The sequence below is a fragment of the Pseudomonas sp. genome (genome assembly GCF_030696055.1).
Taxonomy (GTDB): domain Bacteria; phylum Pseudomonadota; class Gammaproteobacteria; order Pseudomonadales; family Pseudomonadaceae; genus Aquipseudomonas.
In genome coordinates, this window is record NZ_JAUYNP010000056.1 from 1 (window position 1) to 11,882 (window position 11,882).

Sequence of the window (11,882 nt, forward strand, 5' to 3'; positions counted from 1 at the left end):
TCGAGCGCAACCTCTATTCGCGCTATACCTTTGGCGGCATCGGCCTGATGGCGCTTATCGACCTGGCGCTGTTCGGCGCGGCCGGCATCACCATCTGGGCGGTGCAGATGATGTGGATTCCGGTGTGGGCGGCGGGGGTGATCAACGGCCTCGGCCATGCCCTGGGCTACCGCAACTTCGAGTGCCGCGACGCGGCGACCAATCTGCTGCCCTGGGGCATCCTGATCGGCGGCGAAGAGCTGCACAACAACCACCACACCTACCCCAACTCGGCCAAGCTGTCGGTGCGCAAGTGGGAGTTCGACATGGGCTGGGCCTGGATCCAGCTGTTCAGCTTGCTGCGCCTGGCCAAGGTGCAGCGCGTCGCGCCCATCGCCCACCGGGTTGAAGGCAAGCGCAGCCTGGACATGGACACCGCCATGGCGATCCTCAACAACAGGTTCCAGATCATGGCGCAGTACCGCAAGCTGGTGATCGGGCCGCTGGTCAAGCAGGAGCTGGCCAAGGCCGACGCCTCGGTACGCCACCACTTCTATCGCGCCAAGCGTCTGCTGGCCCGCGAGCCCAGCCTGCTCGATGAAGGCCACCAGGCACGTATCCAGCGCATGCTGGAACAGAGCCAGGCGCTCAAGGTGATCTACGAGAAACGTCTGGCCCTGCAGCAGATCTGGATCAAGACCAGCGCCAATGGCCACGACATGCTCGAAGCCATCAAGCAGTGGGTCAGCGAGGCCGAGGCCAGCGGCATCCAGTCCTTGCGCGACTTTGCCGAGCAGCTGAAAACCTATTCGCTGCGTCCCGCCGCGACCGTTTGACCGCCAGCCTGAATGTCCAAGCCCGCCACCCGGCGGGCTTGTTGTTTCTGGCTTATGCTGATGCTTAAGCACTACCTGGACAGGGTGGCGTTGATGGACGAAGCGAGCAGACGGCAACTCGAACAGGAAGAGTTGACCTTGGCGTTGTTGCATACCCGTGCCGAGATCGCGCGGCTGCAAGAGCGCGAGCAGCTGTTCAGTACCTTGCTGGGCAGCGTCAATGCGGTGCTCTGGGCCTTCGACTGGGATGCCCAGCGGATGATCTATGTCAGCCCGGCCTACGAGCGCATCTTCGGCCGTTCCGCCGCCTTGCTGTTGGCCGGCTACGAGGAGTGGCGCAACAACATCTACCCGGATGATCTGGACTACGCCGCCGAAAGCTTCGCTCAGGTGCTGCAGACCGGCGCCGTCGAGGCCCGCGAGTACCGCATCATCCGTGGCGATGGCCAGCTGCGCTGGCTCAGCGACAAGTGTTTTGTCAGCCGCGAGAATGCCGCCGGCAAGCCGCATATCATTGTCGGCATCGCCGAAGACATCACCGAGAAGAAGCAGCTGGAAGGCGAGTTGCATCGCCTGGCCACCACCGATGTGCTGACCCAGAGCAGCAACCGCCGGCACTTCTTCGAATGCGCCCAGCGCGAATTCGCGCAGGCCCGCGAATACGACAGCCCCCTGGCCTTCCTGCTGATCGACCTGGACGACTTCAAGCAGATCAACGACCAGCATGGCCACCAGATGGGCGACCAGGTGCTGCAGCGCCTGGCGTACAGCGGTGTCAGCACCTTGCGCCGCGGCGATTTGTTCGGACGTATCGGTGGCGAGGAGTTCGCCGCGCTGTTCCCGCGCTGCGAACCGGCCCTGGCCGCGCAGATTGCCGAACGCCTGCAGCGCGAAGTGCGGCGCCTGCGCTTCAGCCATGAGGGCGCGGAGTTCGGCCTTACCCTGAGCCAGGGCCTGACCAGCCTGCGTCGCGACGACGAGACTCTGGATGTCCTGTATGCCCGCGCCGATGCCGCCATGTACCGGGCCAAGCGCCAGGGCAAGAACCAGATAGTGATCGACTGAGCCCCAGGCCAAGCCTGCACAGCTGCCGTTGGCTAGTTACCGATGCGGGCGACGAGAGGTTGTAGCCAAACAATATATAAAATAATAGATTGTAATTATCTTAATTGAGTGGCTGGCCATGAACCCTCCCGAACACCGCCTGGATATCCAGCAACTGCGCGCCAATGCCGATGCCGCCGGGCAGTTGCTCAAGGCCTTGGGCAACCCCGATCGGCTGTTGCTGCTCTGCCAGCTGTCCCAGGGCGAGCGCAATGTCAGCGAGCTGGAAACGCTGCTCGGCATTCAACAGCCGACCCTGTCCCAGCAACTGGCGGTGTTGCGCCGCGAGGGTCTGGTGGAAACCCGCCGCGAGGGCAAGCAGATCCACTACCGCATCTGCAGCCCGGCGGCCCTGGCGCTGATCAACACCCTGTATCAACTATTCTGTGCAGGAGACAGGCCGTGAGGGTCGACTGGCTCCACTTCACGCCCTGGAGCGCCCTGGCCGGCGGCGCGCTGATCGGCCTGGCGGCCGCGCTGTTCGTGGTCCTCAATGGACGTATCGCCGGCATCAGTGGCTTGCTCGGCGCGCTCGTGCAAGGCGGGGAAGGGCGGGGCGAGAAAGCCCTGTTCCTGCTCGGCCTGCTGCTGGCGCCGCTGCTCTGGGGGCTGTTCGCGGCGCTGCCGAGCATCGAATTTCAGAGTGGCTGGCTGGGCCTGGTGGTCGCCGGCCTGCTGGTGGGGCTGGGCACCCGCTATGGCGCCGGCTGCACCAGTGGGCATGGGGTGTGCGGCATGGCCCGCCTGTCGCCGCGTTCGCTGGTGGCGACCCTGGCCTTTATGGCCAGCGGCTTCGCCACTGTGTTTGTCCTGCGCCATTTGCTGGGAGGTTGAAGATGCGCCAACTCACCGCATTGCTGGCTGGTCTGATCTTCGGCCTGGGCTTGCTCCTGGCCGGTATGGCCAACCCGGCCAAAGTGCTGGGGTTTCTCGACCTGACCAAAGCCTGGGACCCCTCCCTGGCGCTGGTGATGGTCGCCGCCATCGGCGTGGCCTTTCTGCCCTTCCGCTGGGCGGGTCGGCAGACGCGGACGCTGCTGGGTGCGCCCATGCAGTTGCCGCACAAGCGCGAGCTGGACCGCCGCCTGATCGGCGGCAGCCTGCTGTTCGGGGTCGGCTGGGGCATCGCCGGTATCTGTCCGGGGCCGGCCTTGGCAATTCTGCTGAGCGGGCACTGGCAAGCGCCGTTGTTCGTGCTGGCCATGCTGGCCGGGATGCTGGCATTCAGCCTGCTGCAGCGGCGCAAGGAGCAAGCATGAAGCCCGTCATCACACCCTTCTTCGACCCGGTCACCTCCACCTACAGCTATGTGGTCGGCGATCCGGCCACGCGGCGCTGCGCCATTATCGATGCGGTGCTGGACTACGATCCCGTCGCCGGGCGCATCTCCCACGCCAGCGCGGAGCGGCTGCTGGCCTTCGTGCGTGAGCAGCAGCTGAAGGTGGACTGGCTGCTGGAAACCCATGTGCATGCCGACCACCTGTCCGCCGCGGCCTACCTCCAGGGCGAGCTGGGCGGCCGCCTGGGCATAGGCGCGCAGATCACCGAGGTGCAGCGCCACTTCGCCACGCTGTTCAACCTCGGCAGCGAGTTCGCCAGCGATGGCCGCCAGTTCGACCGGCTGTTCGCGGATGGCGACAGCTTTCCCATCGGCGGCCTCGAGGCCCGCGCCCTGCACACCCCGGGGCACACCCCGGCCTGCATGAGCTACCTGATAGGTGATGCCGCCTTTATCGGCGACACCCTGTTTATGCCGGACTACGGCACCGCCCGCTGCGACTTTCCCGGCGGCGATGCGCGCACCCTGTACCGATCGATAGGCCGGCTGTTCGAGCTGCCGGCTGCCACCCGCCTGTTTATGTGCCACGACTACAAGGCCCCGGGCCGCGAGCAGCACCTGTACCAGAGCACGGTGGCCGAGCAGCGCGCGCATAACCTGCATATCCACCAGGGCATAGGCGAGGATGAGTTCGTCGTCCTGCGCAACGCCCGCGATGCCAGCCTGAGCATGCCGGCGCTGATGCTGCCCGCGGTGCAGGTCAATATGCGTGGCGGCCAGCTGCCGCCGGCCGAGGCCAATGGCCTGCGCTACCTCAAGGTGCCGCTGAATGCACTTTAAATGGCCGCTGCTGGCGACCTTGCGCGGTTATGACCGGGATCAGGCCGGCGGTGATCTGCTGGCCGCGCTGCTGGTCTGTCTGCTGCTGGTGCCGCAGGCGCTGGCCTATGCCCAGCTGGCCGGGTTGCCGGCGGTGGTCGGCCTGTCCGCGAGCATCCTGCCGCTGCTGGCCTATGCGCTGCTCGGCGGCAGCCCGGGGGTGGCGCAGGCGCTCGGTCCGGTGGCGATTCTGGCGCTGATGACGGCGGCGGCCCTGGCCCCCGTGGCTGCAGTCGGCAGCGCCGCCTATGTCGCCGCGGCCGGGTTGTTGACCCTGTTGGTCGGCTTGAGCCTGCTGCTGATGAGCCTGTTGCGCCTGGGCGTGCTGGCCAACTTTCTCAGCCATCCGGTGATCTCGGGTTTCGTCAGCGGCGCGGCCATCCTGATCGCCGCCAGCCAGCTCAAGCACCTGCTGGGCGTGCAGGCGGCTGGCGTGACCCTGCCGCAGCTGCTGCCGGCCTTGCTGGCGCAACTGCCGGCCGTGCAGGGGCCGAGCCTGGGGCTGGGCGTCGCCAGCCTGCTGCTGTTGCTGTTGCTGCGCCACCTGGCGCGCTTCGGGGTGCCGGTGCGCCTGGCCGCCCGGCTCAGGCAATTCAGCGCGCTGTTGCTGGTGATCCTGGCGAGCCTGCTGGTGGCGCTGTGGCCGCTGGCTGGCGTGGCGGTGGTGGGCCAGGTGGCGGCCGGGCTGCCGCCGTTCGGCCTGCCACCGCTGGATTGGCGCCTGCTGCGCGAGCTGTTGCCGGCGGCGCTGCTGATCGCCCTGGTCGGCTTCGTCGAGTCGGTGTCCATCGCCCAGAGCCTGGCGACGCGCAAGCGCCAGTCGATCAACCCGGACCGCGAATTGCTCGGCCTGGGTGCGGCGAATCTGGCGGCGGCCTGCAGCGGCGGCATGCCGGTGGCGGCGAGTTTTTCCCGTTCGGCGCTGGCCCTGCATGGCAGCGTGGCGACGCCGCTGGTGGGGCTATTCGCCGCCGTTCTGATGCTGGCCGCGGTGCTCGGCCTGGCGCCGCTGCTGCGCTACCTGCCGCAAGCGGCCCTGGCGGCGAGCATCATGGTGGCGGTGCTGGGGTTGCTCGATCTGCAGGCGCTGCGGCGCACCTGGCGTTATTCGCGGCAGGATGGCGCGGCGCAAGTCGCCACCCTGGTGGCGGTGTTGCTGCTGGGGGTCGAGACGGGGATAGTGCTGGGCGTCGGCCTGTCGCTGCTGCTGTTTCTCTGGCGTACCAGCCGGCCGCATATAGCGCTGGTCGGCCAGGTGCCGGGCAGCCAGCATTTTCGCAATGTCGAGCGTTACCAGGTGGTGCAGAGCCCCAGCGTGCTGTCGCTGCGGGTCGATGAGAGCCTGTACTTTCCCAATGCGCGCTATCTGGAGGAGCGCATCGGCGAGTTGATCGCCACGCGGCCGCTGGTGCGCCATCTGGTGCTGATGTGTCCGGGGGTGAACCTGATCGACGCCAGTGCCCTGGATTCGCTGGAAGCCATAGCCGAACGCCTGCTGAGCGCCGGGGTGCAGTTGCATCTGTCGGAGGTGAAGGGGCCGGTGATGGATCAGCTCAAGCGCTCGGACTTCCTCGGGTGTTTCGGCGGACAGGTATTCGTCAGCCAGTACGAGGCGTTGCGCGCGCTGGACCCGGCGAGCGTGGCCCAGGCGGCGGGGCACCCTGCCTAACCTGGGCTGTGCGCGGCACAGTCCAGTCATAGGACTCAGCAGGCCGTTGAAAAATGTAGCGAGCGACGGCTAGGCAAGGCGCTACGTTAGTAACAGCCGAAGGCTGGTCAAAACAGCCGAGAAACGCAGCGTAGCGGAGTAACAGCCAACGGCTGGCCCGCAGGGTGAGCGCAGCGAATCAAGCGCAGTTTACGAGCTGTAAATGAGCATGACTCGCTTCGCTTCCCCTTCGGGCCGCGCTAAAGCGCGTTAGCCGCAAGCGGCATTCCGAGGCTGTTTTTAACGCCGGATGGCCGACGCGCAGCAGATCGTAAACAGGTTCTTAGCGCTGTTGCGGCGCGGGTTGCTGCTGGGTAATGCAGTGGATATTGCCGCCGCCCAGCAGTATCTCGCGGCCCGGCACCATCACCCAGCGGAGCTCGGGGAACAGGCGCTGGAGAATGGCTTCGGCCTCGGCATCCTTGGCGTCGTTGAACTTGGGCGCGATGATGCCGCCGTTGACGATCAGGAAGTTGACATAGGAGCCGGCCAGGCGGATCGACGGATCGCGTTCCTGGGTGCCGGCCGCCAGGTCGACGCCGGCGCATTCTTCATCGGTGGCATAGATAGGGCCGGGAATCGGCATCTTGTGCACGACCAGCTGGCGACCCTTGGCATCGCGCACCTGCTCCAGCACGCGCATGGCGGCCTGGCAGCGCGAATAGTTGGGGTCGCTGGGCTCATCGGTCCAGGCCAGCAGCACTTCGCCGGGGCGCACGTAGCAGCAGAAGTTGTCGACGTGGCCGTCGGTCTCGTCGTTGAACAGGCCGTCCGGCAGCCAGATCACAGTGTCGATGGCCAGATGCTCGCGCAGCTTCTGCTCGATCTCGGCGCGACTCAGGTGCGGGTTGCGGTTGCGGTTGAGCAGGCATTCCTCGGTGGTGATCAGGGTGCCTTCGCCATCCACATGGATGGAACCGCCTTCCAGCACGAAGCCGTCGGTGCGGTAGCGGGAGCGGCCTTCGATCTCGAGGATCTTGCGCGCCACCTGGTCGTCGCGCACCCAGTTGGCGTAGAGGCCGCCGTCGAGGCCGCCCCAGGCGTTGAAGGTCCAGTCGATGCCGCGCACGGCGCCACTGTTGTTGGTGACGAAGGTTGGGCCGGTGTCGCGCACCCAGGCGTCGTCGCTGCTGATTTCCACCACGCGGATATGGTCGTGGGCCAAACGCTCACGGGCGTTCTCGTACTGGCCGGCGGACACGCAAACGGTCACCGGCTCGAAGGTGGCGATGGCCTTGGCCACGGCGCTAAAGGCTGCCTGCGCAGGCTTGCCGCCCAGGCGCCAGTTGTCCGGACGCTCGGGCCAGACCATCCAGGTTTGGCTATGGGGTTCCCACTCGGCTGGCATGCGGAAGCCATCGGCGCGTGGGGTAGTGGTCAGTGTGGTCATGGTTCACCTGTGGCCCGGATGCAAGCCGGGATGTCGTGACAGAAAATTCCCGGATGGCATCCGGGATAGGTTCGGAGCCTAGGCAGATGGCGCGGCGATACTCAGCCTGCGCTGTCTGCTTTACTCGGAGGTCAAGTGGCCATCCAGCTGCTCGGCATTGGCGATATTTATCGCTGTCCCGGAGCAGGTCATCTGGTTGGCGGCGGTCATCTGACACTAGCAGAGCGCTCTGGCGGCGCCATGGCGCGCGACTGCACTGCAGTGAATGGCCTATTTATATCCGATAAAAATCGGCTTTAAAAGCAAAATCTGCCTTCTGCTTTGAGTTTTAATCGATTAATATCGAATAAAAATCCGTAATAGATAGCGTTCGCCTGCTTGGTAGCAGGCAAAAACTAAGCGTCCGGCAACGCCATCTGGCTTGCCCAGGTTTGAGTCCGGCCCTTGTCCTGTAACTCAGTGAAGCGAGGAGCGCCATGCGAAGCCATTCTGCGATAGCCGATGTTCCTGAGCCCAAGGGGCGGCCTGAAGCAGGCATTTATCGCATAACCCATCAGCAGTCAGTGGTGACAACATGATCGAAGTAACCGAAGTTTCCATTGCCGAACTGCGCGCCGCGCTCGAGTCCGGCCGCACCACTGCGGTCGAGCTGGTCCAGGCCTATCTCGCCCGGATCGAGGCCTACGATGGCCCAAACACCCCCACCGCGCTTAACGCGCTGGTGGTGCGCAACCCCGAGGCGCTCGAGGAGGCGGCGGCGTCCGATGCCCGTCGCGCCCATGGCGAGACCCTAGGTCCGCTGGATGGCATCCCCTATACGGCCAAGGACAGCTACCTGGTCAAGGGCCTGACCGCGGCCTCCGGCAGCCCGGCCTTCAAGGACCTGGTGGCCTACCGCGACGCCTTCACCGTCGAGCGCCTGCGCGCCGCCGGCGCCATCTGCCTGGGCAAGACCAATATGCCGCCCATGGCCAACGGCGGCATGCAGCGCGGCGTCTATGGCCGCGCCGAGAGCCCGTACAACGCCGCCTATCTCACCGCCCCCTTCGCCTCGGGTTCCTCCAACGGTGCCGGTACGGCCACCGCCGCCAGCTTCGCCGCCTTCGGCCTGGCCGAGGAAACCTGGTCGAGCGGTCGTGGGCCGGCCTCCAACAATGGCCTGTGCGCCTACACCCCGTCGCGGGGGGTGATCTCGGTGCGCGGCAACTGGCCGCTGACGCCGACCATGGACGTGGTGGTGCCCTATGCCCGGACCATGGCCGACCTGCTGGAAGTGCTGGATGTGGTGGTGGCCGATGACCCCGACAGCCGCGGCGACCTGTGGCGCCTGCAGCCCTGGGTGCCGATTCCCAAGGCCTCCGCGGTGCGTCCGGCCTCCTACCTGGAGCTGGCGGCGCAACCCGATGCACTGGCCGGCAAGCGTTTCGGCGTGCCGCGCATGTTTATCAATAAGGACGAAGCGGCCGGCACCAGCGACAAGCCGGGTATCGGCGGCCCGACCGGGCAGCGCATCCATACCCGCCCCTCGGTGATCGGCCTGTGGGAGCAGGCGCGTCAGGCCCTCGAGGCGGCCGGCGCCGAAGTGCTAGAGGTGGATTTCCCCTTGGTGTCCAACTGCGAGGGCGATCGTCCCGGTGCACCGACGGTGTTCACCCGCGGCCTGGTATCCAAGGAGTTCCTCCACGACGAATTGTGGGAGCTGTCGGCCTGGGCCTTCGATGATTTCCTGCGGGCCAACGGCGATCCAAAATTGAACCGTCTGGTCGACGTCGACGGCCCGCAGATTTTCCCCCACGACCCTGGGACGCTACCCAACCGCGAAGACGACCTTGCCGCCGGCATGGATGAGTATGTGCGGATGGCCGAGCGCGGCATCACCCCCTGGGACCAGATCGCCACGCTGCCCGACGGGCTACGCGGGCTGGAGCAGACGCGCCGGATCGATCTCGAGGACTGGATGGATAAGCTGGGGCTCGACGCGGTGCTATTCCCGACGGTGGCCGACGTCGGTCCGGCCGATGCCGATGTGAATTCGGCGTCTGCGGATATCGCCTGGAGCAACGGCATCTGGGTCGCCAACGGCAATCTCGCCATCCGCCACCTGGGCGTGCCCACGGTCACCGTGCCGATGGGCGTGATGGCGGACATCGGCATGCCCGTCGGGCTGACCTTCGCCGGCCGCGCCTACGACGATTCGGCGCTGCTGCGCCTGGCGGCGGCCTATGAGGCTACCGGGACCAAGCGCTTGATCCCGCCGCGTACCCCAGCCTTGCCGCACGGCGAAAAATAGAAGCAGCGGGGCGGTACAAACACCCATGCCGTTCACTTAAGCCAAGTGAACGGCATTTTTGTAGCCCGGATAAAATCCGGGAGCGGTGTCAGCCGCTAGGTATCCCCGGATTGCATCCGGGCTACGTTCTGGGGAGAAGAGTCAGGCGCTGCGGCGTTTGTGCTGTTCGAACTGCTCGTGGCCGTCGTCCCAGCCGGCTTCCCAGGCGGTCTTGAGCATGTCCGCGCCCTGTTTGTGCGCGCTGCTGGATTGACCGGTGAGTCCGGCCATATAGCCTTGCTGATAAGCCTTGTTGAGGCTTTCCAGGCTCCAGTGTTGATCGTCCTTGTTCGGCTCGGCGGGTGCCATGGGGCAGGCTCACGGTAGGTATTCCTAGCGCAATGCTAGCCGGATAAGCCCCGCGGGGTTGCCCCGGTTGTCCCGCTTTTGCCACCACTGGCGGCTTTTGTGAGGCAGTTGGCGAAATGCCAGCCCATTCGGGCCGGCCGTTCCGGGGTTAGTTGGCTATGGCCAGGATGCTGGCCTGATAGGCCGCGGCGAAGCTGTCGAAGTCGCCTTGTTCCTGGGCTTCCAGTTCCGCCTGTTCGCGTAGCGACTGCGCCGCGCTGGCCTCGAAGGCGGCCTGTTGCTCGGCGCTCAGGGGCTGGCTGCGGAAGTAGTCGGCGTGCGCCCGGCTCTGGCGCAGGGCGAACTGGGTGAAGCTTTCGCCCTGTTGCAGTTGCGCCAGGACCTGGGCCGAGGGCGTCAGGCTGACGTCGGCGACCTTGGCCCGTTGCGCCTGCAAGGCCTGGCGGTGTTCGCCGCTGGCCTGGCTCCGGTCGAGCAGCTCGGCCAATGGCTGGATCTGCTCCAGCAGTTCGCTGGCCCAGGCCTGCAGTTCCACGGGTTTGCCCTGGCGCTGCAGGTGCAGGCCGGGACGCCGGCCCTCCTTGACCACCTTGAGGAAGTTGTCGGTGCAGGTGCGGCACTCGCCGCCCTCCAGCAACGGGCTGTCCTGCAGCGCGCAGAACAGCAGGAAGGCGTCGAGGAAGCGGGCTTCCGGCAGGTCGATACCCAATGGCAGGAAGGGGTTGATATCCAGGCAGCGCACCTCGACGTACTGCACGCCGCGGGCCATCAGCGCCTGGATCGGCCGCTCGCCGCTATAGGTCACGCGCTTGGGCCGAATGTTCGAGTAGTACTCGTTTTCGATCTGCAGCACGTTGGTGTTCAGTTGCAGCCACTCGCCATCCTTCTTCGCGCCTATTTCCACATAGGCTGGGTAGGGCGTGCCGACCGCCAGGCGCAGGCTGTCGGTGTAGCTGCTCAGGTCGTTGTAGCAGGGCGTCAGGCCGGACTGCGCGCTGCTCTGGTAACCCAGGTCGCTCATGCGCAGGCTGGTGGCATAGGGCAGGTACAGGGTGTCTTCGTCGAGCTGCTGCAACTGGTGCGGGCGGCCGCGCATAAAGCCCTGGTGCAGCGCCGGCGAGGAGCCGAACAGGTACATCAGCAGCCAGCTGTAGCGGCGGAAGTTGCGGATCAGCGCGATATAGCGCGCCGACTGGTAATCCCGCGCGCTGCGCGTGTCGCCTTCGGCCTGCTGCTGCAGCTGCCAGAGCGCTTCGGGCAGGGAGAAGTTGTAGTGGATGCCGGCGATGCACTGCATGGTCTTGCCGTAACGCAGGGCCAGGCCCTTGCGGTAGACGTACTTGAGTTCGCCGATATGCGAGCTGCCGTAGCGGGCGATGGGGATGGTTTCCTCGTCCGGCAGGGCGCAGGGCATGGACGGGCTCCACAGGTATTCGCCATCCAGCTTGCTGTAGACGAAGCGGTGGGTCTGTTCCAGATCGGCCAGGGTGGTGGCCGGGTCGGGTTCGGCCGGGGTGATAAATTCCAGCAGCGACTCGGAGTAGTCGGTGGTGATCTGCGCGTGGGTCAGAGCCGAACCGAGGGCGGCCGGGTGCGGGGTCAGCGCCAGTTGGCCGTCGCCATCGACTCGCAGGCATTCGCGCTCGATCCCGTGCAGGCATTGGGACAGCAGGGAGAGATTGGCGGGCTCGCCAAGCTGGGCCAGGCGGCGGGATAACAGGTCGCTCAAGATTGCATTCCTTCACGCATCGGTCGCCTCAATATGGGGACGGCTGCCGTGCTCTACAAGGGGGGCTGGAATTGCGGCGTGGCCGCTTAGTGCCGTCTTATAACCCGGCACGGGTGAAGAATGTTATAGCTGGGCGCAGTGCATTTGCGTCAGGGCGACGCGGTGCTGTGGATGGTTAGTGTCAGTGGCATGTGGTCGCTAACCCTAAGCCAGTCTTGCTTCTCACCAATTTCAAGTTGGCACAATTGCAGCAAATTGCTGGCCGTGAACACGTAATCGATGTGGTAAGGCTTCGCAGTGTTGCGTTGCAGATAAAAGGTCGGGTGCCGCTCGTTTCCCT

12 protein-coding genes are annotated in these 11,882 nt (G+C 65.6%); 8 read left to right on the forward strand and 4 right to left on the reverse strand.

What is annotated here, in order from left to right:
• From desA to Q8Q83_RS03390, 7 genes are all read left to right on the forward strand, one after another.
• Positions 1–815, forward strand: an 815-nt coding sequence (gene desA / locus Q8Q83_RS03360; RefSeq protein ID WP_305621115.1) for a delta-9 fatty acid desaturase DesA, incomplete at its 5' end; no start/stop codon positions are given.
• 93 nt (positions 816–908) lie between these two features.
• On the forward strand, positions 909–1,880 hold the full coding sequence (locus Q8Q83_RS03365) for a sensor domain-containing diguanylate cyclase (RefSeq protein WP_305621133.1): 972 nt from the start codon (positions 909–911) through the stop codon (positions 1,878–1,880).
• A 118-nt stretch (positions 1,881–1,998) separates the two neighbouring features.
• Entirely contained in the window at positions 1,999–2,325 is a 327-nt protein-coding gene (locus tag Q8Q83_RS03370; protein ID WP_305621117.1) for a helix-turn-helix transcriptional regulator, read from the forward strand.
• Positions 2,322–2,753 (forward strand): YeeE/YedE family protein, encoded by a 432-nt coding sequence (locus Q8Q83_RS03375; protein WP_305621119.1) that lies wholly within the window; start codon positions 2,322–2,324, stop codon positions 2,751–2,753. Before Q8Q83_RS03370 ends, Q8Q83_RS03375 begins: the two co-directional genes overlap by 4 nt.
• Positions 2,754–2,755: 2 nt before the next feature.
• Positions 2,756–3,178 carry a DUF6691 family protein gene (locus Q8Q83_RS03380; RefSeq protein ID WP_305621121.1) on the forward strand — a complete coding sequence of 141 codons (423 nt, stop codon included), beginning with the start codon at positions 2,756–2,758 and terminating at the stop codon, positions 3,176–3,178.
• Positions 3,175–4,038: an MBL fold metallo-hydrolase gene (locus Q8Q83_RS03385; RefSeq protein WP_305621123.1), complete on the forward strand. Its 864-nt coding sequence runs from the start codon at positions 3,175–3,177 to the stop codon at positions 4,036–4,038. The genes Q8Q83_RS03380 and Q8Q83_RS03385 overlap by 4 nt, the downstream gene beginning before the upstream one ends.
• A complete protein-coding gene (locus tag Q8Q83_RS03390; RefSeq protein WP_305621124.1) occupies positions 4,028–5,746 on the forward strand; it encodes a SulP family inorganic anion transporter in 1,719 nt (572 codons plus the stop codon). Before Q8Q83_RS03385 ends, Q8Q83_RS03390 begins: the two co-directional genes overlap by 11 nt.
• Positions 5,747–6,068: 322 nt before the next feature.
• Here Q8Q83_RS03390 and aguA read toward each other — a convergent pair whose 3' ends face one another.
• Positions 6,069–7,175 carry an agmatine deiminase gene (gene aguA / locus Q8Q83_RS03395; protein WP_305621125.1) on the reverse strand — a complete coding sequence of 369 codons (1,107 nt, stop codon included), beginning with the start codon at positions 7,173–7,175 and terminating at the stop codon, positions 6,069–6,071.
• A gap of 574 nt (positions 7,176–7,749) precedes the next feature.
• Between aguA and Q8Q83_RS03400 the strand changes: the two genes are divergently transcribed.
• Complete coding sequence (locus tag Q8Q83_RS03400) at positions 7,750–9,465, forward strand: amidase (protein ID WP_305621127.1); 1,716 nt, start codon at positions 7,750–7,752, stop codon at positions 9,463–9,465.
• Positions 9,466–9,606: 141 nt separating this feature from the next.
• Here the strand turns inward: Q8Q83_RS03400 and rmf are convergent, their stop codons facing one another.
• The 3 genes from rmf to Q8Q83_RS03415 form a co-directional block, all read right to left on the reverse strand.
• A complete protein-coding gene (gene rmf, locus Q8Q83_RS03405) occupies positions 9,607–9,813 on the reverse strand; it encodes a ribosome modulation factor (protein WP_305621128.1) in 207 nt (68 codons plus the stop codon).
• Between the two features lie 148 nt (positions 9,814–9,961).
• Complete coding sequence (gene gshA / locus Q8Q83_RS03410; RefSeq protein WP_305621130.1) at positions 9,962–11,542, reverse strand: glutamate--cysteine ligase; 1,581 nt, start codon at positions 11,540–11,542, stop codon at positions 9,962–9,964.
• 149 nt (positions 11,543–11,691) lie between these two features.
• On the reverse strand, positions 11,692–11,882 hold a 191-nt coding region (locus tag Q8Q83_RS03415), incomplete at its 5' end, for a hypothetical protein (protein WP_305621132.1).

Excerpts from the sequence above, each read along its gene's own strand:
- Q8Q83_RS03370 (WP_305621117.1), top strand. The coding sequence starts at position 1,999 with ATGAACCCTCCCGAACACCGCCTGGATATCCAGCAACTGCGCGCCAAT.
- Q8Q83_RS03380 (WP_305621121.1), top strand. The coding sequence starts at position 2,756 with ATGCGCCAACTCACCGCATTGCTGGCTGGTCTGATCTTCGGCCTGGGC.
- Q8Q83_RS03385 (WP_305621123.1), top strand. The coding sequence starts at position 3,175 with ATGAAGCCCGTCATCACACCCTTCTTCGACCCGGTCACCTCCACCTAC.
- aguA (WP_305621125.1), bottom strand. The coding sequence starts at position 7,175 with ATGACCACACTGACCACTACCCCACGCGCCGATGGCTTCCGCATGCCA.
- Q8Q83_RS03390 (WP_305621124.1), top strand. The coding sequence starts at position 4,028 with ATGCACTTTAAATGGCCGCTGCTGGCGACCTTGCGCGGTTATGACCGG.
- Q8Q83_RS03365 (WP_305621133.1), top strand. The coding sequence starts at position 909 with ATGGACGAAGCGAGCAGACGGCAACTCGAACAGGAAGAGTTGACCTTG.
- Q8Q83_RS03400 (WP_305621127.1), top strand. The coding sequence starts at position 7,750 with ATGATCGAAGTAACCGAAGTTTCCATTGCCGAACTGCGCGCCGCGCTC.
- rmf (WP_305621128.1), bottom strand. The coding sequence starts at position 9,813 with ATGGCACCCGCCGAGCCGAACAAGGACGATCAACACTGGAGCCTGGAA.